10 protein-coding genes and 2 CRISPR repeat arrays (1 of these 12 only partly in view) are annotated in these 20,197 nt (G+C 67.6%); of the genes, 7 read left to right on the top strand and 3 right to left on the bottom strand.

Annotation, left to right across the window (positions count from 1 at the left end; genetic code table 11):
* The first annotated feature begins 22 nt into the window (after positions 1–22).
* On the top strand, positions 23–3,406 hold the full coding sequence (locus INR38_RS23915; protein ID WP_207443695.1) for a mechanosensitive ion channel domain-containing protein: 3,384 nt from the start codon (positions 23–25) through the stop codon (positions 3,404–3,406).
* A gap of 54 nt (positions 3,407–3,460) precedes the next feature.
* Here INR38_RS23915 and INR38_RS23910 read toward each other — a convergent pair whose 3' ends face one another.
* Complete coding sequence (locus tag INR38_RS23910; protein ID WP_207443679.1) at positions 3,461–5,188, bottom strand: methyl-accepting chemotaxis protein; 1,728 nt, start codon at positions 5,186–5,188, stop codon at positions 3,461–3,463.
* Between the two features lie 219 nt (positions 5,189–5,407).
* Positions 5,408–8,527: a CRISPR direct-repeat array (repeat unit 32 nt; unit sequence GTTTCAATCCACGCGCCCGCACGGGGCGCGAC).
* A 284-nt stretch (positions 8,528–8,811) separates the two neighbouring features.
* Positions 8,812–10,221 (bottom strand): metalloprotease PmbA, encoded by a 1,410-nt coding sequence (pmbA, locus tag INR38_RS23905; RefSeq protein WP_012204243.1) that lies wholly within the window; start codon positions 10,219–10,221, stop codon positions 8,812–8,814.
* Positions 10,222–10,287: 66 nt separating this feature from the next.
* Between pmbA and yjgA the strand changes: the two genes are divergently transcribed.
* The 6 genes from yjgA to INR38_RS23875 all read left to right on the top strand — a co-directional run bounded on the left by yjgA (position 10,288) and on the right by INR38_RS23875 (position 17,795).
* Positions 10,288–10,965, top strand: coding sequence for a ribosome biogenesis factor YjgA (gene yjgA, locus INR38_RS23900; RefSeq protein WP_207443680.1), 678 nt, complete (start codon positions 10,288–10,290; stop codon positions 10,963–10,965).
* Positions 10,958–11,563, top strand: coding sequence for a molybdopterin adenylyltransferase (gene mog, locus INR38_RS23895; RefSeq protein ID WP_063326819.1), 606 nt, complete (start codon positions 10,958–10,960; stop codon positions 11,561–11,563). Before yjgA ends, mog begins: the two co-directional genes overlap by 8 nt.
* 207 nt (positions 11,564–11,770) lie before the next feature.
* The gene (locus tag INR38_RS23890) at positions 11,771–12,982 is read left to right on the top strand and encodes an ABC transporter substrate-binding protein (RefSeq protein WP_012204238.1); all 1,212 of its coding nucleotides are present in this window, start codon (positions 11,771–11,773) and stop codon (positions 12,980–12,982) included.
* Positions 12,983–13,271: 289 nt separating this feature from the next.
* On the top strand, positions 13,272–14,453 hold the full coding sequence (locus INR38_RS23885) for an efflux RND transporter periplasmic adaptor subunit (protein WP_013803516.1): 1,182 nt from the start codon (positions 13,272–13,274) through the stop codon (positions 14,451–14,453).
* Between the two features lie 2 nt (positions 14,454–14,455).
* Entirely contained in the window at positions 14,456–16,402 is a 1,947-nt protein-coding gene (locus INR38_RS23880) for a MacB family efflux pump subunit (RefSeq protein ID WP_043822875.1), read from the top strand.
* A 1-nt stretch (position 16,403) separates the two neighbouring features.
* Positions 16,404–17,795 carry an efflux transporter outer membrane subunit gene (locus INR38_RS23875; protein WP_207443681.1) on the top strand — a complete coding sequence of 464 codons (1,392 nt, stop codon included), beginning with the start codon at positions 16,404–16,406 and terminating at the stop codon, positions 17,793–17,795.
* 25 nt (positions 17,796–17,820) lie between these two features.
* Here INR38_RS23875 and INR38_RS23870 read toward each other — a convergent pair whose 3' ends face one another.
* Complete coding sequence (locus tag INR38_RS23870; RefSeq protein ID WP_207443682.1) at positions 17,821–18,876, bottom strand: porin; 1,056 nt, start codon at positions 18,874–18,876, stop codon at positions 17,821–17,823.
* 487 nt (positions 18,877–19,363) lie between these two features.
* A CRISPR array of direct repeats spans positions 19,364–20,197; the repeat unit is 31 nt; unit sequence GTTTCAATCCACGCGCCCGCACGGGGCGCGA; it runs 925 nt beyond the window's last position.

The following is a 20,197-nucleotide window of genomic DNA, read 5'->3' as shown; positions in this document are numbered from 1 at the left end:
CAAACTGGCTGCCGTGACGCCGATGCACCTGCTGCGGGCCATGTGCCTGGTGCTCGGCCTGCTCCTCGCCCTGCTGGCACCGGGCCCGGCCAAGGCCGCACCGGCAGCAGGCCCTTTGGGTGCCTTGCAGGGCACGCTGGGCGGTGGCTCCGCGTCCGACAAGGAACGAAGCAACGCCATTCAGGCACAACTGGATGCCGCCGCATCGGCCACAAAGGAAGCCGATGCGCTGGCGCAGGAACTGGACCGCCTGCGCGCCAGGGCACGCACGCCCGTGCCTGCCCTGCCCGCGCCGCTGAGCGACGAGCAGCTGGGCAGCCTGTTCGATCGCTGGAAGGAACGCGTTCCCGCCAACGCCAGCCAGGAAGTGCTGGAACGCCTGCTGGCCGATGAGCGCGATGCCATCGCCGCACTCAAGGTGGGCATCGAAAAATCCGCGGCCGACCAGGCCAACCTGGTCTCGCAGCCCGGCCCGGGGCGGATCGATCTGTCCATCCTCCAACAACGCGCGCAGGAAAACGCCGAGCCCGTGACCGCCGAGCCCGGCGAAGCCCCCGACCTCACCCAGGCCCGCCAGGCACGGCGCAGCGCAGAGCACCGCCGCGCCCTGCTGGAGCTGGCGCTGCGCCAGGAAGAGCAGTCCACCATCGAAGCCCGCCAGCGCCTGCTGGCCGCCCAGCTGCAGGCCCAGCGCCGCGAGCTGCTGGAGCGCATGCCGCGCGCCGCCTGGCTGACCCAGCGCATTGCCGAGCGCAGCCGCCAGCAACTGGAGCAGCAGGTGCAGGAGATGGAGCTGGCCGCCCAGCACGCTTCCGCCGCCGATCCCGCCATACGCGACCTGGCCCAGCGCAATGCGGCGCTGGCCGCGCAGATCCTCAAGAACTCCAATGAACTGGCGCAGGAGCGCAAGACCCTGGCCAATGACGAATATGTCCGCGACCAATTGAGCGCCACGCTGCGCGACACCCAGGCACGCCTGCGGCTGGGCGGTGGCAGTGCGGCCGTGGGCCAGTGGCTGTGGCAGCAGCGCGTGGAGCTGTCCTCCGGCAACACCTTGCAGTCCAGGCACCGCGCCGTGCAGCGCCAGCTGGCCGAGCTGCGGCTGATGCTATTCAACTCCAGCAAATGGCGCCAGAACCCCGGCGCGGACACGGCGGCACAGGCCCCGGCCGACGCTGCGGATGCAGGCGGCGTGGCGGCACCTGAACCTGCCGCCAGCGCCACCACGGCCAGCAATGCATCCACCTCGGCACAGCAGACCGCCCTGCTGGCCCGGCAGGTGGCGCTCACCGATCAATTGCAGCCCGTTTTGCTGCGCCGCATTGCCGTGCTGGAGCAGACCGATGAAGCCCTGCGCGCCGCCCTGCGCAGCGGCAACGAACTGCGCCAGGTGCTGGACAAGGAACTGCTGTGGTTCCCCAGCCACCGCCCCATGGACCGCACCTGGCTCAGCGAGTGGCAGGCGCTGGAGCAGGACATCGAAGGCAGCAGCTCCCCCTGGAAGACCGCGCGCGCCCTGGCCGCCAGCATCTGGAACGATCCCTGGGCCTTTGGCGCCGTCGGCCTGATCGTGGCCCTGCTGCTGGGCCTGCGCCGCTACGCGCTGCGCCAGCTGCAGTCCATCGCCGTGCGCGTGGGCGACTTCATGCGCGACAACTTCGGGCTGAGCCTGCTCGCGCTGGGCTGGAGCCTGCTCTACACCTTGCCCTGGAGCTTTGCAGCCGCGGCGCTGGGCAGCCTGCTGCAAGGCCCCGAAACCGTGGGCACGGCGCTGGAGCCGCTGGGCGCCACCCTGGTCCAGCTCAGCGATTTCATCTTCGTGGCCACCTTGCTCAACGCCCTGTTCTGCCCAGGCGGGCTGGCACTGGCCCACTTCGGCTGGCCGGCCGCCCGCGTGCAGATGCTGCGCCAGATGGTGCGCCGCGCCGCCTGGCTGATCGTGCCTGCCGAACTGCTGGGCGGCCTGGCCTTCTACAGCCATGACAACCACGCCATCAGCACCTGGGGCCGCATCTCCATCCTCATGCTGTCACTGGGCCTGGCCTGGATGGCCTGGCTGTACTTTCGCCGTGTCATGCAGCAAAAGCGGCCCGGCATCCACTGGGGCCAGATCGTCAGCGTGGTGCTGATGCTCATGCTCAGCGCGCTGGCCGTGGGCATCGTGCTCGGCTATGTCTACACGGCCACCGAATTCATCCAGGCCCTGATGGCCAGCTTCGTGTTCCTGGGCGCGGTCGAGGTCGTGGTCAACCTGCTGCGGCGCTGGCTGCTGCTGGGCGAGCGACGCCTGGCGCTGAACCGGCTGCGCGAAGCCGCCAGACTGGCGCAGAGCGGCTCGGGCGTGGACACCGGCAAGGCACCCACCGACGAAGCCACTCAGATGGCCCTGGTCACCGTGGGCGCCCAGGCGCACAGGCTGCTGGGCCTGCTGCAGCAGGTGCTGGTCGTGCTGACCCTCGTCTACGCCTGGCTGCCCGTGCTGCCTGCGCTGCTGCGCTCGGAAGGCGTGGTGCTCTGGTACACCACCAACACCGGCGCCGACGGCATCGCGCATGCCGCCCCCGTGAGCCTGATGGATGCGCTGCTGGGCGTGATGATCCTGCTGCTCACCTTCAGCTTTGCACGCAACCTGCCGGGCCTGCTGGAAGTGACGCTGTCGGCCTCCAACCGCATCAGCAGCTCCGCGCGCTACACCCTGGCCACGCTGGCGCGCTACGCCATCACCATCGCGGGCACGGTCAGCGCCTTCACGCTGCTGGGCCTGCGCTGGGGCCAGCTGCAGTGGATGGTCGCCGCGCTCACCGTGGGCCTGGGCTTCGGCCTGCAGGAGATCTTCGCCAACTTCGTCTCGGGCCTGATCCTGCTGGTGGAGCGGCCCTTCCGCGTGGGCGATGTCATCACCATCGACACCCTCACCGGCACCGTCACGCGCATCCGCACGCGGGCCACCACGGTGCTGGACTTCGACAACAAGGAAATCGTCATCCCCAACAAGACCTTCATCACGGGCCAGGTGACGAACTGGACCTTGAGCGACGACGTGACCCGCCTGGTGATCGACGTGCCAGTGGCCCACGGCAATGACCCCGAGCGAGTGCGCGACATGCTGCTGGGCATTGCCAGGGAACACCCCCAGGTGCTGCGCGAGCCCGAGCCCAACTGCTGGTTCATGGCGCTGGAAGGCAACGGCCAGCGCTTCGAGTTGCGCGCCTACGTGGGCAAGGTCGAAGACCGCCTGCCCGTGCGCCACGACCTCAACCGCCGCGTCAACGACCGGCTCAAGGACGCTGGCATTGCCGTGGCCTTCCCGCAACTGGACCTGCATGTGCGCAACATGCCCGCCCATGCACCGGGGCAGGCACCGGGGCAGGCATCTGGGCAGACCCCACCCCATCCGACGGCATGAGGCCGACAAGTCCCCCGGTTCCACGCGCACAGAGCGGCATTGCCCCGCTCGCGGTCAGAACACTTCCCAGTTCTCGTCCACACGCTCGCCCGCATTGCGCAGCGGGGTGGCCTTGGCAGGCGCTGCAGCAACCCTGGGTGCCGCTGCGGACGCCCTCGTCCGCTGGCCGCCCTTGCTGCCTGCGGCGGCCGGCGCTGGCGCCTGGGCGGGTGAGGACGCGGGCAGGGACACGGACGAGGACACCCCGTCCAGCTTGAACAGACTGACCAGATCGACCAGCCTGGCAGCCTGCGCGTTCAAGCTTGCGGCAGCCGCCGCCGATTCCTCGACCAGGGCCGCATTCTGCTGCGTGACCTGGTCAAGCTGTACGACGGCATCGCCCACCTGCGCCACACCGTCGGCCTGCTCGGCCGTGGCCGCGCCTATTTCGCCGATCAGGTCGGCAACGCGCTGCGCCTGCTGGACGATGTCCTTCATCGCGGAACCCGTCTCGCCCACCAGGCCCGAGCCCTCGTCCACCTTGGACACGCTCTCGCCTATCAGGGCCTTGATCTCCTTGGCTGCCCCCGCGCTGCGCTGGGCCAGGCTGCGCACTTCGGATGCCACCACGGCAAAGCCGCGCCCCTGCTCGCCGGCCCGCGCTGCCTCCACGGCGGCATTGAGCGCCAGGATGTTGGTCTGGAAGGCAATGGAGTCGATCACGCCGATGATGTCCTCGATCTTCCGGGAACTGGCGGTGATCTGCTCCATGGTGGCCACAACGCGATCCACGATCTTGCCGCCGCCGGTGGCCGCCTGGCTCGACGAAGCGGCCAGCTGGGTGGCGGTACGCACCGTATCGGCATTGAGCTTGACGGTGGCGTTCATCTCCTCCATGGAGGCGGCGGTCTGCTCCAGGTTGCTGGCCTGCTCTTCCGTGCGCTGGCTCAGGTCCGCATTGCCCGAGGCAATCTGGCTGGCGCCGGTCGCGATGGATTCGCTGCTTTGCCGCACATCGGCAACCACGCGCGCCAGACCGGCCCGCATGTCCTCCATGGCGCGCAGCAGGCTGGAGGTGTCGCCGGGCGCCAATTGCACCCGCACGGACAAATCGCCCTGCGCGATCTGGCGTGCCACCCCGGCGGCATAGGAGGGCTCTCCGCCCAGTTGCTGCTTGACCGTCCTGGTGATCATCCAGGCCACCAAACCGCCCAGCGCGGCGGCCAGCAGCGTCAGCACCAGCATGGCCACGCCGTCTTCGGCCACGCGGCGCAGCGAGCCGTCCACCGTGGCCTGCGTCTGTGCCTTCTGGTAATCGACCAGTGCCTCGACCGCATCGAAATAGGTCGTCTGCAAGGAGCGCAGGCGCCCCATGATCAGATCCCTGGCGGCATCGCCCTGGTTGGCCAGGCCCAGGTCCCCGGCCTGGCGCATGGTCTCCACGAAAGGCTGGCGCGCCTGACGTATGTCCGCAAAGAGCCGGCGCGCCTGCTCGGTCTGCAGGCGCTGGTCCAACTCCTTCATGACCAGGCCGTTCCTGGCAACCACCTCATCCAGCCGGCGGCTCTCCTCGGCCATCTGCGCCGGATCGGTGATCAGCGCCAGATTGCGCACCACCCGTGCCGACGCGTTGGCGTTGTCCTTGAGCGATTGCAGCCGGGCCAGATTGCCCATGCGGTCCTCGGCCAGCACGCGCAACTGCTCGCCCTGGTCACGCAACTTCATCCAGCCGAAGGCCGCCACGCATACGCAAACCACGATCACCGCGAAAAAACCCATGCCCAGCATGGTTCCCAACTTCATACGCCTCAGAAAACCCACGTCGCTCTCCCTCGAACCACCTACGCAAACCGGCCAGACTGCTGGCACGGAAGAAACACATTCAGGAACAAATTTGACAATTTGAATCAGTCGTGTCGCCTTCCCAAACCCTGCACATCCAGTAGGACAGCGCCTTGCCGGCATGCAGGGATCGGGCTGCCAGCCATTGCCCGAACCCGTCATTTCGCGCTTGATGGCCATGTTTAAATCCACGCGCCCGCACGGGGCGCGACACTACCTGTACAGCACGATCCGCGACCTCTCGCAGTTTCAATCCACGCGCCCGCACGGGGCGCGACCAGTCCAGCCCAACGAGGCCAAAGCGACAGTGATGTTTCAATCCACGCGCCCGCACGGGGCGCGACCAGTCCAGCCCAACGAGGCCAAAGCGACAGTAATGTTTCAATCCACGCGCCCGCACGGGGCGCGACGCGTGCGTGCCGTAGGGCATCCCGGCGTACTTGCCGTTTCAATCCACGCGCCCGCACGGGGCGCGACTGCGTGTCCAGTTCAGGGTTGCGCCCACGATTGATGTTTCAATCCACGCGCCCGCACGGGGCGCGACGACATCAACGTCACCGGCATGGTGTTCGATGACCTGTTTCAATCCACGCGCCCGCACGGGGCACGACTGGGCTGATAGCCCCCCTGCCCTATCGAGAACTCGTTTTAATCCACGCGCCCGCACGGGGCGCGACGAGCCATTCGCTCAAAGGCATTCCTGAGAGCTTGTTTCAATCCACGCGCCCACACGGGGCGCGACCGCGGTCATCAGCTTGCCGATGCTGGAGCAGCGGTTTCAATCCACGCGCCCGCACGGGGCGCGACGGCTATAGCCCGTGTCGTCCTGGGCACGGCGGATGTTTCAATCCACGCGCCCGCACGGGGCGCGACCTGGATTATGGATTTTGATTTCGGGAATGGTTGGTTTCAATCCACGCGCCCGCACGGGGCGCGACACAGCTCCTTGCCCAGCTTGCCGGTGTCCCGGTCGTTTCAATCCACGCGCCCGCACGGGGCGCGACGGCGCTGCTCGATGTGATGCGGGAGGTCGGATGCTGTTTCAATCCACGCGCCCGCACGGGGCGCGACGACGGCGCTTTGCGTGATGCCCACCAAGTCGCTGTTTCAATCCACGCGCCCGCACGGGGCGCGACCGACTGCGAACGTGCCCCGTGTGTTCGAGCGAAAGTTTCAATCCACGCGCCCGCACGGGGCGCGACGCGGCGCGGATGTGCGGCCCGTGCTGATGTTCGTGTTTCAATCCACGCGCCCGCACGGGGCGCGACCGCGACAGTTCCGAATAGACAACGGCCTGACCTTGTTTCAATCCACGCGCCCGCACGGGGCGCGACCACCACCAGATGCAGGCTGATGAGGAGGGTGATGTTTCAATCCACGCGCCCGCACGGGGCGCGACAGTCCAGGGCGCAGGACGTCTCACCCATGATCGTGTTTCAATCCACGCGCCCGCACGGGGCGCGACGTACATCGAGCGCTTGGACTGGCAAGATTGCATGTTTCAATCCACGCGCCCGCACGGGGCGCGACCAGAGCGAGGCGCTGCATTCCGCATGGGAAATGGTTTCAATCCACGCGCCCGCACGGGGCGCGACATGTCGTGAAAGGCGCCGCCGAGATGGTGGGGCTGTTTCAATCCACGCGCCCGCACGGGGCGCGACCCGCTGCACCAGCACCTGCCGCCGAATTCGATGTTTCAATCCACGCGCCCGCACGGGGCGCGACGCCCACACGTCGTTGTCGCTGTCGAGGCCGATGCGTTTCAATCCACGCGCCCGCACGGGGCGCGACGAAGATGGACTTCGAGGTTTTTGCGAGAGTCGTGTTTCAATCCACGCGCCCGCACGGGGCGCGACGGCATGGGGTGGCCTCCTTTGCGGGATCAGCGGGTTTCAATCCACGCGCCCGCACGGGGCGCGACGGCCCTGCAGGTGGCCCAGAAGACCCTGGGCGTGTTTCAATCCACGCGCCCGCACGGGGCGCGACAGCCGTTGCTGGATCACTTCCAAGCCCAAGACAAGTTTCAATCCACGCGCCCGCACGGGGCGCGACCCACGCCCCAAGTCGTAGCTGTTGCTAGCGTTATAGTTTCAATCCACGCGCCCGCACGGGGCGCGACAAAGCTGGTAAAGCAGTATCTATCTCGGACGTTGTTTCAATCCACGCGCCCGCACGGGGCGCGACCGTGCTGCACCGGGACGGCTGTATTGGAATCATGTTTCAATCCACGCGCCCGCACGGGGCGCGACGACGGCGAGTGCAAGGGCGATAAATGCGAGGGCGTTTCAATCCACGCGCCCGCACGGGGCGCGACTTCGCACCAGGCCGGCACCGCGGATCGGCGACTGGTTTCAATCCACGCGCCCGCACGGGGCGCGACATCAGCCCATCCACCAGGTCACCGCCGGCGGTGAAGTTTCAATCCACGCGCCCGCACGGGGCGCGACCTGGCCAGTCCTCAACTGATCGCGATGGCATTGTTTCAATCCACGCGCCCGCACGGGGCGCGACATAGCTGCCGCCCATGCTGGGCAGGCCTGGTATCGTTTCAATCCACGCGCCCGCACGGGGCGCGACCCCTTGAACACACCCTTGCTGCGGACGTGACGACCGTTTCAATCCACGCGCCCGCACGGGGCGCGACTCCAGGGCGTCCAGAGGACTACCGCATTGAGCAGGTTTCAATCCACGCGCCCGCACGGGGCGCGACGCAGGAGCACCGTCAGCGGGGCCTGGCCAGACTGTTTCAATCCACGCGCCCGCACGGGGCGCGACAGCGTCATGCGCTCGATCTCCGTGCGCCCCTTGCCGTTTCAATCCACGCGCCCGCACGGGGCGCGACGCCGTCAAGCAGGTGCTGGGCACTGATGCCTGGGGTTTCAATCCACGCGCCCGCACGGGGCGCGACGTTCCTAAGGCGGCTTCTTGGGATGATCAGGTTGTTTCAATCCACGCGCCCGCACGGGGCGCGACATTATCTTTAGCTGCATGTTCGCAAGCATGTTGCTGTTTCAATCCACGCGCCCGCACGGGGCGCGACGCCAAGCGGGCAGCAATCCGTCGCCCTGAAAAAGTTTCAATCCACGCGCCCGCACGGGGCGCGACCTTATTGGTAGCCCTGGTTGGCATCGGCATTTGTTTCAATCCACGCGCCCGCACGGGGCGCGACCGCGGCTCGGGCTGGCAATGCCCAGCGTTTCCTTGTTTCAATCCACGCGCCCGCACGGGGCGCGACCGGCGAAACCGTCTGGTTTGAGGGCAACGTTTCGTTTCAATCCACGCGCCCGCACGGGGCGCGACGGCATGCTTATAACCCAGCCGCACCACCGCAAAAAAAGCTTCGCCATCGCGAACCTGCGCGCTCTGTCACGGAAAAACGGCAAGGACCACGACAGACGCGGTGATACCTCAACAAAAACAACGGCTTGCAGAAATGCGAACGTCAGGGGAGGACAAAGGTCACTTGGGGTTCGCGGAACGCGCGCTGGTGCGGCCAACTGCAGCCGGGGCGCGCGGTGTCTGGGTGCCCACAAAAAAGCGGCCTTTCAGGCCGCTCTTCATCAGCATGCGCAGCCGCAAGCCAATCAGCTGCCCGCCACCTTCATGCGGTTGATCAGGATCGAGCCCACGGTCTTGGCGCCGTAGTTGTAGGCATCTGCGCCCACGGCCTCGATGCCCTTGAGCATGTCCTTGAGATTGCCGGCGATGGTGATCTCATGCACGGGGAAGGCGATTTCGCCGTTTTCCACCCAGAAACCGCTGACACCGCGCGAGTAGTCGCCGGTCACGTAGTTCACGCCCTGGCCCATGAGTTCGATAACGAACAGGCCCGTGCCCAGCTTCTTGAGCATGGCGGGCAGGTCGTCGCCGGCCTTGGTGCGGCGCGAGGTCATGACCAGGTTGTGCGATCCGCCGGCATTGCCGGTGGTCTTCATGCCCAGCTTGCGGGCCGAGTAGCTGGACAGGAAGTAGCCCTCGACGCGGCCGGCATCCACCACCTTGCGGGCCTGCACGCGCACGCCTTCCTCGTCGAAGGGCGAGCTGCCCTTGCCGCCGAGGATGAAGGGGTCTTCCGTGATGTCGATGTGCTTGGGGAAGACGGGCTTGCCCAGCGAGTCGAGCAGGAAGGTGCTGCGGCGGTACAGCGCGCCGCCGCTGACGGCCTGCACGAAGCTGCCCAGCAGGCCTGCGGCCAGGGTGGACTCGAACAGCACCGGGCATTCGGTGGTCGGGATCTTGCGGCTGCCCAGGCGGCTCAGGGCGCGCTGGGCGGCGTAGCGGCCCACGGCTTCGGGCGAGGCCAGGTCGGCCGCGTTGCGCATGGAGCTGTACCAGGCGTCGCGCTGCATCTCGCCATTGCGCCCGGGCAGCGAGGCGATGGGCGCCACCGACAGGCTGTGGCGCGAGCTGGCGTAGCCGCCACGGAAACCATTGGTGTGGGCGCTGAAGAAATGGCTTTGCTGGGCCGAAACGCCCGCGCCTTCGCTGTTGGTGATGCGCTTGTGCGTGCGCAGCGCGGCTTCCTCGCATTGCAGCGCCAGTTCGGCCGCAGCCTCGCTGGTGAGGTCCCAGGGGTGGAACAGCTGCAGGTCGCGGTGGGTGCCGGGCTGGGCGATGTCGGCCGCATCGGGCAGGCCGGCCATGGGATCTTCGGCCGTGAAGCGTGCGATGTCGTAGGCGGCCTGCACGGTCTGCTGGATGGCGGCATCCGAGAAGTCCGAGGTGCTGGCGTTGCCACGGCGGTTGCCCAGGTAGACGGTCACGCCCAGCGACTTGTCGCGGTTGCGCTCCACGGTCTCCAAAGCCCCCTTGCGCACACTCACGCTCAGGCCGCAGCCCTCGGAAGCCTCGGCCCCGGCGTTGGTGGCGCCGAGCTTCTTGGCGTGGACCAGGGCACGGTCCACCAAGTCTTCAAAAAACGGTTGGCTGTAGCTGAAGCCGGAATCAGCCTGCGGTTTGGCGGTGCTTGCCGAGCGGGGACGGGGTTTTTTCATAGCGGCGGCTATGATAGCCGCCACTGCAGCGCTCTCCGCGCCGCCACTGCATTTGTCCCCTACCCCATGTCACGCAAACCCAAAAAAGGCTACTACGTCAAAGGTCACTTCGTTGCCGAAGGCAGCGAACTCGACCTGCAGCTCAAGGCCGAACTCAAAGGCACCCCCGACTCCAGCAAGACGGATCTCAAGCGCGAGTCCGACGCCTTGCAGGACCTCGGCAAGGATTTGCTGACGCTGCGCTCCGACCTGTTCAAGCGCCTGCAATTGCCCGACCAGCTGGCCGATGCCCTGGCCGAGGCCAAGCGCATCACCAATTTCGAAGGCAAGCGCCGCCAGATGCAATTCGTCGGCAAGCTCATGCGCAAGCTGGACGAGGCCGAGATCGCCGCCGTGCGCGCGGCACTGGACGAGCAGCACAACGGCTCGGCCGCCGAGAAGATGGCCCTGCACGCCGCCGAGCAATGGCGCGACCGCCTGATTGCCGAGGAATCGGCCCTGTCCATCTGGCTGGACCATTTCCCCGACACCGACACCCAGCAGCTGCGCGCCCTGATCCGCCAGGCCCGCAAGGACATGCCGGGCGCCCATGAGGCCAATGTGCAGGAATCCACCGGCCTGGCCCAGCGCAAGGGCCGCGCCTACCGCGATCTCTTCCAGCTGGTTCGCCAGCAGTTGGGCGGCACGGGCCGCGAGGCTGCCGAGGACGGTGACGGCGCTGGCGAGGAAGCTGACGATGAGTGAACCCGTCCATGACGCTGTGCGCATCGGCATCGTCTCGATCAGCGACCGTGCCAGCAGCGGCGTCTATGAGGACAAGGGCCTGCCGGCCCTGCAGGACTGGCTCACCCGCGCGCTCAGGAACCCCATCACGTTCGAGCCGCGCCTGATCCCCGACGAGCAGGCCGGCATCAGCGCCACGCTGATCGAACTGGTCGATGCAGGCTGCTCCCTGGTGCTGACCACCGGCGGCACCGGCCCCGCGCCGCGCGATGTCACGCCCGAAGCCACCCTGGCCGTGGCCGACAAGGAAATGCCGGGCTTTGGCGAGCAGATGCGCCAGATCAGCCTGGCCTTTGTTCCCACGGCGATTCTGTCGCGCCAGGTGGCGGTGATCCGTGGCAAGAGCCTGATCATCAACCTGCCGGGCCAGCCCAAGGCGATTGCCGAGACTCTGCAAGGCCTGCAAAACCCTGATGGCACGCAAACGGTCAACGGCATCTTTGCGGCCGTGCCCTATTGCGTGGACCTGATCGGCGGGCCCTATCTGGAAACGGATGACAGCGTGTGCAAGGCCTTCCGGCCCAAGAATGCCGTGCGCGCGCCGCGCACTGCTGACTGAGTTCCAGGCCAGGAGGCCCCTCACGGTGCATCCAACAAGGCAGCCTCAGGGCTGCCTTTTTTGCGGCCGCACGGCCTGACTGTCGCACCGGGGCCACCAAGCCCGTGCTTGCCCCAATGCGGCAGGCCCCTGTCCCTGCCAGCATGGAATCACCCCGGCCCCTGCGCAACAGCAGCGGGCTTTTTCCATCCAAAGCAAGGAGACTTCATGCAGCAACGCCCCAAGACATCGCTGATGACACCGCTGGCCCTGGCACTGTGCGCCGCCGCACTGGCAACGCCGGCCCTGGCGCAGCAGGACAAGGTTCGGATCGGCTTCATCACCGACATGTCCAGTCTCTATGCCGATGTCGAGGGCAAGAACGGCGCCGTGGCCATTCAGATGGCCATCGATGACTACGGCGGCAAGCTGCTGGGCAAGCCCATCGAGCTGCTGACGGCCGACCACCAGAACAAGGCCGACATTGCCGCCAGCAAGGCGCGCGAGTGGATCGACACGCAGGGCATCAGCCTGGTGTTTGGCGGCACGAACTCGGCCACGGCCCTGTCCATGGCCAAGGTGGCGCAGGAGAAAAAGCGGGTCTTCATCGACAACGGCGCTGGCAGCTCGGCGCTGACCAACGAGCAGTGCAGCCCGTACACCGTGCACTACGCCTTCGACACCGTGGCCCTGGCCAAGGGCACGGGCGCGGCCGTGGTGGAGGCCGGCGGCAAGAGCTGGTACTTCGTGACCGCCGACTATGCCTTCGGCCATGCGCTGGAGGCCGATACCACCAAGATCATCGAGGCGCGTGGCGGCAAGGTGCTGGGCTCAGTCAAGACGCCGCTGAACGCCAGCGACTTCTCCAGCTTCATGCTGCAGGCGCAGAACTCCAAGGCCCAGATCCTGGGCCTGGCCAATGCGGGTGGCGACACCATCAACTCCATCAAGGCCGCGCGCGAGTTCGGCGTGACCAAGGACATGAAGCTGGCCGGCCTGCTGGTGTTCTTCACCGACGTGCACAGCCTGGGCCTGAAGAACACCCAGGGCATGCAGTTCACCACCAGCTGGTACTGGGACATGAACGATGCCTCGCGCAAGTTCGCCGATGCCTTCATGGCCAAGACCCAGCGCCGCCCCAGCGAGATCCAGGCGGCCGACTACTCGGCCACCATGAACTGGCTCAAGGCCGTGGAGAAGGCCGGCACGCTGGACGCCGACAAGGTCATGGCCACCTGGCGCGGCATGAAGATGGATGACTTCTTCGGCAGCGGCTACCTGCGCGAGGACGGCCGCTACGTGCACGACATGTACCTGATGGAAGTGAAATCCCCCGCCGAATCCAAGGGCACCTGGGACTACTACAAGCTGGTCAAGAAGCTGCCGGCCGAGCAGGTCTGGACGACGAAGGCAGAGAGCAAGTGCCAATATTGGCGGTAAACATCGCTCCCCCTGAGCGGCTTCGCCGCTTCCCCCAGAGGGGGACGACACCCTCGGGGCGGGGCGGCCCTTCCTCGGTGTCCCTGATTTGCGGTTGGGGCGTCAACATGTCCCCGCCATAAGACAGAGTTGCGAGGTTTCAGGCGTATCCCAGGCCTTTCTCCGCTGAATCTCCATGCCTTGGTCAATGCCGGGACATCGAACCGCGCCAGACTGGTAAGTTCGAGCATTGGGCGCGGCGCCGGGCAGGAACTTCTTCCCCTGCGGCCGACCGCGCGGCAGGGGAAGAATGAAGTTCAATCGCAAGTGGACCATTGGCGCCGTGGTGGGCGCCTGCATCATCGCCGGGGGCGCACTGTGGAAGGCCAGCGCCAAGCCCGCCACCCGGTACGCGACGGCCGCCGTCACCGTGGGCAACCTGGAGCAGACCGTGCTGGCCGTGGGCCGGCTGCATGCCAAGGAGCTGGTTGCCGTGGGCGCCCAGGTCTCCGGACAGGTCAAGCGCCTGCATGTGGAACTGGGCCAGCAGGTCAAGGCCGGCGACCTGATCGCCGAAGTCGATGCCCAGCCGCAGCGCATCAAGCTGCGCAATGCCGAGGCCTCGGTCACCGCGCTGCAGGCCCAGCTGGCCGCGCGGCGCGCGGCCCTCGTCCAGGCCCGGCTCACCTTCCAGCGCCAGCAGGAACTGCTGCAGGCCGACGCCACCTCGCGCGCCGACCATGAGGCCGCCAAGGCGGCGCTGGACACGGCCCAGGCCGAGGTCGGCGCCCTGCAGGCCCAGATCGAGCAGGCACGCACCCAGGTGGAGACCGAGCGCATCAACCTGGGCTACACCCGCATCGTCGCGCCCATGGACGGCGTGATCGTGGCCGTGGTCACCAAGCAGGGCCAGACCCTGAACTCCTTCCAGACCACGCCCACCATCGTCATGCTGGCCAAGCTCGACGTGATGACCGTGCGTGCCGAGATTGCCGAGGCCGACGTGGACAAGATCCAGCTCGGCCAGACGGCATGGTTCACCACGCTGGGCAGCAACCGCCAAAAGCACATGGCGAAGATAGAGCGCATCGAGCCCGCACCCACCTCCATCGTCAATGACGCGGGCGGCGGCGCCTCGCCCGCTGCGGCCACGCCCGCCGCCAAGGCCATCTACTACAACGCCCAGTTCGACGTGCCCAACCCGGACGGCAAGCTGCGCCCCTCCATGACCGCCCAGGTCACCGTGCGCGTGGCCCAGGCCGACAAGGCCGTGCTGGTGCCGGCCGCCGCACTGGGCAGCCGGGCAGAGGACGACAGCTACACCGTGCGCGTGCGCGACGGCGAAGGCAAGGTCGCCGAGCGCAAGGTGCGCATCGGCCTGCGCACCAATGCCCAGGCCCAGGTGCTGTCGGGCCTGGAGGCCGGCGAGCAGGTGGTGATCGGCGAGGCGGGCCCGAACAACGCCCCCGCCGCCGACCCCATGGGAATGTGAGCATGGACCAGCCATTGCTGCAGATGCGGGGACTGCGCAGGGAGTTCCCCGCCGGTGACACCACGGTCGCCGTGCTCAAGGACATCGACCTGACCATCGAGGCCGGCGAGATGGTGGCCATCGTCGGCGCCTCGGGCTCGGGCAAGTCCACGCTGATGAACATCCTCGGCTGCCTGGACCATCCGACCTCGGGCAGCTACCGCATCGCCGGCCGCGAGACCGGCGAGCTGGGCCCCGATGCGCTGGCCGCGCTGCGGCGCGAGCATTTCGGCTTCATCTTCCAGCGCTATCACCTGCTGGCCGACCTCACGGCCCAGGGCAATGTGGAACTGCCATCGGTCTACGCCGGCACGGCGCCCACGGACCGCCATGCGCGCTCGGCCGCCCTGCTCGAACGCCTGGGCCTGGCCGACCGCATGCAGCACCGGCCGGGCCAGCTGTCGGGCGGGCAGCAGCAGCGCGTGTCCATTGCCCGCGCGCTGATGAACGGCGGCGCCGTCATCCTGGCCGACGAGCCCACCGGCGCGCTGGACAAGGCCAGCGGCGAGCAGGTCATGCGCATCCTGCAGGAGCTGCATGCCGACGGCCACACCATCATCCTGGTCACGCACGACATGGCAGTGGCCGCCCACGCCTCGCGCGTGATCGAGATCAGCGACGGCGCCATCATCGCGGACCGGCGCAGCGCCCCGCATGAAAGCAAGCCCCCGCTGGAGGCCACAGCCGCCCCGCGCGCCGCCTCCTGGCGCATGTTCGGCGACCGCTTCGGCGAAGCGCTGCGCATGGCGCTGCGGGCCATGAACGCGCACCGCCTGCGCACCTTCCTGACCATGCTGGGCATCATCATCGGCATCTCTGCCGTGGTCTCGGTGGTGGCGCTGGGGCGCGGTGCGCAGCAGCAGGTGATGAACCAGATCAGCGAGCTGGGCACGAACACGCTGGACATCTTCCCCGGCAAGGACTTCGGCGACACGCGCGCCGCCGCCATCGAAACCCTGGTCGCCGCCGATGCCCAGGCCCTGGCCGAGCAGCCCTACGTGGACAGCGCCACGCCCAATGTGTCGGTCAGCGTCACGGCGCTGTACCGCGAGAACGCGGCCATGGCCCAGGTGACGGGCGTGGGCTTCGAGCATTTCCGCGTGAAGGGCCTGCGCCTGGCGTCAGGGCGGTTCTTCGACCAGCGCGACGTGGACCTGCACGCCCAGGTCGCGGTCATCGACCAGAAGGCCGCCACCGCGCTCTTTCCCGGCAACCCCAGCCCGCTGGGCGAGGTGGTGATGCTGGGCGAGATGCCCGTGGAGATCGTGGGCGTGCTGCGCCCCGCGCAAAACAGCTTCGGTGGCTCCACGCCCACCTTCTTCGTGCCCTACACGGCAGCCGCCACGCGCCTGGTCGGCAAGTACCACCTGGATAGCATCACGCTGCGCATCAAGGACGAGGTGCCGGCAGAGATCGCGCTGAAGGCGGCCACCAGCCTGCTCACGGAACGCCACGGCACCAAGGACTTCTTCGTCTGGAACTCCGACCAGATCCGCCAGGCCATCACGCGCACCAGCACCACGCTGACGCTGCTGGTCTCGGCCATCGCCATGATCGCGCTGCTGGTGGGCGGCATCGGCGTGATGAACATCATGCTGGTGTCGGTCACCGAGCGCACGCGCGAGATCGGCGTGCGCATGGCCATCGGCGCGCGCCAGTCGGACATCCTTCAGCAGTTCCTGATCGAGGCCGTGCTGGTCTGCATCGTGGGCGGCATCCTGGGTGTCTCTCTGGCGCTGGGCCTGGGCCTGGCAGTGAGCCTGTCGGGCTCCAGCTTCCAGCTGTCGTTCTCGGCCGCCTCCATCGTGCTGGCCGTCGCCTGCTCCTCGCTCATAGGCATCACCTTCGGCTTCCTGCCCGCGCGCAGCGCGGCGCGCCTGGACCCCGTCCAGGCCCTCTCCAGAGATTGACATGCATATGCTCAAGACCAGCGCGCTGGCATGCGCCGTGGCCCTTGCGGGCTGCGGCGCCATCACGCGCACCCCCTACGAAGCGCCCCAGGTGGAGCTGCCCGCGCAGTTCGAACATGCGCAGGCATCGTCCCCGGCAGCCACGCCCACGCCCACGCCCATGACCGATGCCTGGTGGCGCGGCTTCGGCGATCCACGGCTCGATGCCTGGATTGACCTGGCGCTGGCGCGCAACCCTGACATGGCCACGGCCGGCATCCGCGTGCGGCGTGCCGCGCTGCAGGCGCAACTGGCAGGCCATGCGCTGCTGCCCCAGCCCAGCGGCAGCGTAGGCACGGGCGCCAGCCGCCCGCTGTCGGGCAGCCAGCGCAGCACCCTGGAGAACGCCAGCGCCACACTGGGCGTGGCCTGGGAGCTGGACCTGTTCGACCGGCTGGGCGCGCAGCGCGATGCCGCCGTCTTCGAAGCACAGGCCAGCGTGCAGGACAAGGATGCCGTGGCGCTGTCACTGACCACCACCACGGCCAGCCTGTACTGGCAACTGGCGCTGGCCAACGAGCGCCTGGACATGTCACGCCAAAGCCTGGAGTACGTGCGCCGCACCATCGACCTGGTGCAGGCCCAGTACCGCAGCGGCGCAGTGTCCGGCCTGGAGCTGCGCGAGGCCCGGCAAGCCCTGGCCGAGCAGCAGGCCCTGCTGAGCCAATACACCCAGGCCCGCGCCGAACTGCGCCAGGCATTGGCCGAATTGCTGCAGGGCGCCGAGCCGCCCGGTGGCGAGCCCCTGGCGCTGCCCGTGGCAGACCTGCCTGCCGTGCAGCCAGGCCTGCCCGCCGATCTGCTGGGGCGCCGCCCCGACCTGCGCGCCGCCGAACTGCGGCTGCGCGGCGCCCTGGCCGGCAGCGATGCCACGGCCGCCAGCTACTACCCCCGGCTATCGCTCACCGGCAGCCTGGGCACCTCCAGCAGCACCCTGCTCGATGTGCTGGCCAATCCCGTGGCGGCCCTGGGCGCCAACCTGGCCCTGCCGTTTCTCAATGTGCGCGAGATGCGGCTGAACACCGCCATTGCACGCAGCCAGTACGAAGAGGCGGTGATCAACTTCCGCAAAACGCTGTACGCCGCGTTGGCCGAAACGGAAAAATCCCTGTCCGCCCGCACCGAACTGGCCCGCCAGGAAGAGGCCCAGCAGCGCGCCACGCAGGAATCCGTGGAAATCACGCGGCTGTACGAGGCGCGCTACCGCGCCGGCCAGGTGCCGCTGCGCACCTGGCTGGACGCCCAGGAGCGCCGCCGCGCAGCGCAGCTGGCCCTGTCCGCGCTGCACCTGGCACGCCTGCAGAACCAGCTCACGCTGCACAAGGCCCTAGGTGGAGGGTGGCCGGCTTCCTGAAGCCACCACCCAGGGTCCGCCAGAGTCAGAACGAATGCGCCATGCCCACGTAGAAGCCGGTCTGGCTGCCGCCCGGCGCCGGGTTGTTGTTGGTGGTCTCCACCGAGAAGTTCGCATTGCCGCCATTGCGCACATTGCCCACGCTGGCGTACAGCAGCGTGCGCCTGGACAGCGCGTAGTCGGCGCCCGCCATGAACAGGTTGGCGCTGCCGCCGCCCTTGTTGACCGTGGTGCGGTAGCCCGCCCCGATCAGCGTCAGCGGGCCTGACACCTTGTAGCGCGCGCCCATCCAGTACTGCCGCGCCTTGTTGGGCACGCCAGCCGCGCTGTCGGGCGCGGACAGTTGCTCATAGCCCGCGAACAGCTTGAGCGCGGACAGCGTCACCGTGCCGCCCAGCGTCAGGTTGCGGGAGGTGGTGTACAGATCGCTGAAGCGGCCATTGGCATCGCGGGCCACATCGTAGATGGCGCGCAACTCGAACGTGGGCGCGGTATAGGACACGGACAGCGCATCCTTGCGCAGCCGCGATGCGCCCTGCGGCTGCTCGCCCAGGCCGGTCAGCGCCAGCACGCGCAGGCCGCCCCAGCTGGGCGTCTCGTACGAGATCATGTTGTCATGCCCGCCCCAGTTGCGCCCCCGCACCAGCGTGGCCGAGCCGATGAACTGCTGGCCCGTGGGGTCCAGCGCCCAGTGCGCATCCGAGATCGACAGGTCCTTGCCCAGCTTCAGCGTGCCCCATCCGCTGCGCAGGCCCACGAAGGTGCGGCGGTTGAAGAAACCTGCGCCGTTGAACCTGGCATCGTCGATGCTGAAGCCCGACTCCAGCGTGAACAGCGCATGCAGCCCGCCGCCCAGATCCTCCTCCCCCTTGAAACCCAGCATGCTCGTGCCCCACTGGTTGCCCACGGCCCGCCACAGATTGCCAGAGCCCCCCGTGGCCGGGTCGTACACATTGCTCTGGTAGTCCACCCCCGCGACCACACGCCCATAGAGCGTGACCGAACTCTGGGCCTGGGCCGCCAGGGCCGTGCCCAGCGCCAGCGCGGCCAGGCCAGCGCTGCGGATCATGCGTTTATTCATCTCCCTCTCCTCCTTGACATTGCCGATTGGCGAAAATCCCCATGGCCGCAGCACGGCTGCCATGGGGAGCAGCTTGAAACCGGTCTCCAGCCCTTTTTCTTTTTCTTGTGCTTGTTGTTCTTGCGGGCGCATGCAGTCCCGTGGTTGCGATGCCCTGCAGGCTGCTTTCATGAATTCTCCGCAGGGATGGCGCCGGGCCTGAACGATTCATGCGCAGACCTATGCATTTGCGGCGCGGGCGCCCCGGTGTTTTCCCCTGGAAGGGGGGCCGAGCGACATTCGGGGATGGGGCATGGCCGCCACAAACTCCCAAGTTCCCCATGCTTCACCACACGAGGCTGCAGTGCAAACGGGGGATACCATCCACGTGCCCGTATGGGGCGCCAACAGATCTCATAGACCTCGTGCAGATGGTGCGAGATGTCTCAATCCACGCCCACATGGGGCACAAGGTGATGTCGTTGAGGTAGGCACCGGTGCCAGGGTCGTTTCAATCCACGCGCCCGAATAGGGCGCAACGTGCACGGAGCCCGCGTAGTTGAGCAGTGCGTCGTTTCAATCCACGCACCCGCACGGGGCGCGACGTTCGATAGGACTCACACATTAGGAGCCGCGCAATGTTTCAATCCACGCGCCCGCATGGGGCGCCACGTGATGCCGTCCTGCTGGCCGGCGCGCTCGGGATCGTTTCAATCCACGCGCCCGCACGGGGCGCGACCGCATGACGCCAACGGCCTAAGCCGCCACCCCTGGGTTTCAATCCACGCACCCGCACGGGGCGCGACCAGAGTTCGACGCGGCTTGCAAGAAGGCTCGCGCGGTTTCAATCCACGCGCCCGCACGGGGCGCGACCAGGTAGCAGCGCCGCGCGAATGTGGATGGCATCCGTTTCAATCCACGCGCCCGCACGGGGCGCGACCATCTCGCACAAGTCGAGGATCTTGAGTACGTTGTTTCAATCCACGCGCCCGCACGGGGCGCGACGGCGTGCGGTGACCCTGTGGCGCTCCGTGAAGCCGTTTCAATCCACGCGCCCGCACGGGGCGCGACCCCAAGACCGAGGCAGGCAAGCGGGATGTAGAGCTGTTTCAATCCACGCGCCCGCACGGGGCGCGACGCTGCAGAATCTCTGCGCGCTCGGCTTCGGAATAGTTTCAATCCACGCGCCCGCACGGGGCGCGACCATGACCTGACCACATGGGAGGCAGCATGGACCTGTTTCAATCCACGCGCCCGCACGGGGCGCGACGCTGATGGAGCTGGAGGCCCGCTGCGCCACGCTTGTTTCAATCCACGCGCCCGCAAGGGGCGCGACGGGGAC

It is taken from the genome of Delftia sp. SD018 (assembly GCF_017355445.1).
GTDB classification, from domain to species: domain Bacteria; phylum Pseudomonadota; class Gammaproteobacteria; order Burkholderiales; family Burkholderiaceae_C; genus Comamonas; species Comamonas acidovorans.
Note: the sequence above shows the minus strand (reverse complement) of the source record. Positions and strands in the feature narration are given on the sequence as shown.

Excerpts from the sequence above, each read along its gene's own strand:
- pmbA (WP_012204243.1), bottom strand. The coding sequence starts at position 10,221 with ATGAAAAAACCCCGTCCCCGCTCGGCAAGCACCGCCAAACCGCAGGCT.
- INR38_RS23910 (WP_207443679.1), bottom strand. The coding sequence starts at position 5,188 with ATGAAGTTGGGAACCATGCTGGGCATGGGTTTTTTCGCGGTGATCGTG.
- INR38_RS23890 (WP_012204238.1), top strand. The coding sequence starts at position 11,771 with ATGCAGCAACGCCCCAAGACATCGCTGATGACACCGCTGGCCCTGGCA.
- INR38_RS23880 (WP_043822875.1), top strand. The coding sequence starts at position 14,456 with ATGGACCAGCCATTGCTGCAGATGCGGGGACTGCGCAGGGAGTTCCCC.
- mog (WP_063326819.1), top strand. The coding sequence starts at position 10,958 with ATGAGTGAACCCGTCCATGACGCTGTGCGCATCGGCATCGTCTCGATC.
- INR38_RS23885 (WP_013803516.1), top strand. The coding sequence starts at position 13,272 with ATGAAGTTCAATCGCAAGTGGACCATTGGCGCCGTGGTGGGCGCCTGC.
- INR38_RS23915 (WP_207443695.1), top strand. The coding sequence starts at position 23 with ATGCACCTGCTGCGGGCCATGTGCCTGGTGCTCGGCCTGCTCCTCGCC.
- INR38_RS23875 (WP_207443681.1), top strand. The coding sequence starts at position 16,404 with ATGCATATGCTCAAGACCAGCGCGCTGGCATGCGCCGTGGCCCTTGCG.
- yjgA (WP_207443680.1), top strand. The coding sequence starts at position 10,288 with ATGTCACGCAAACCCAAAAAAGGCTACTACGTCAAAGGTCACTTCGTT.
- INR38_RS23870 (WP_207443682.1), bottom strand. The coding sequence starts at position 18,876 with ATGAATAAACGCATGATCCGCAGCGCTGGCCTGGCCGCGCTGGCGCTG.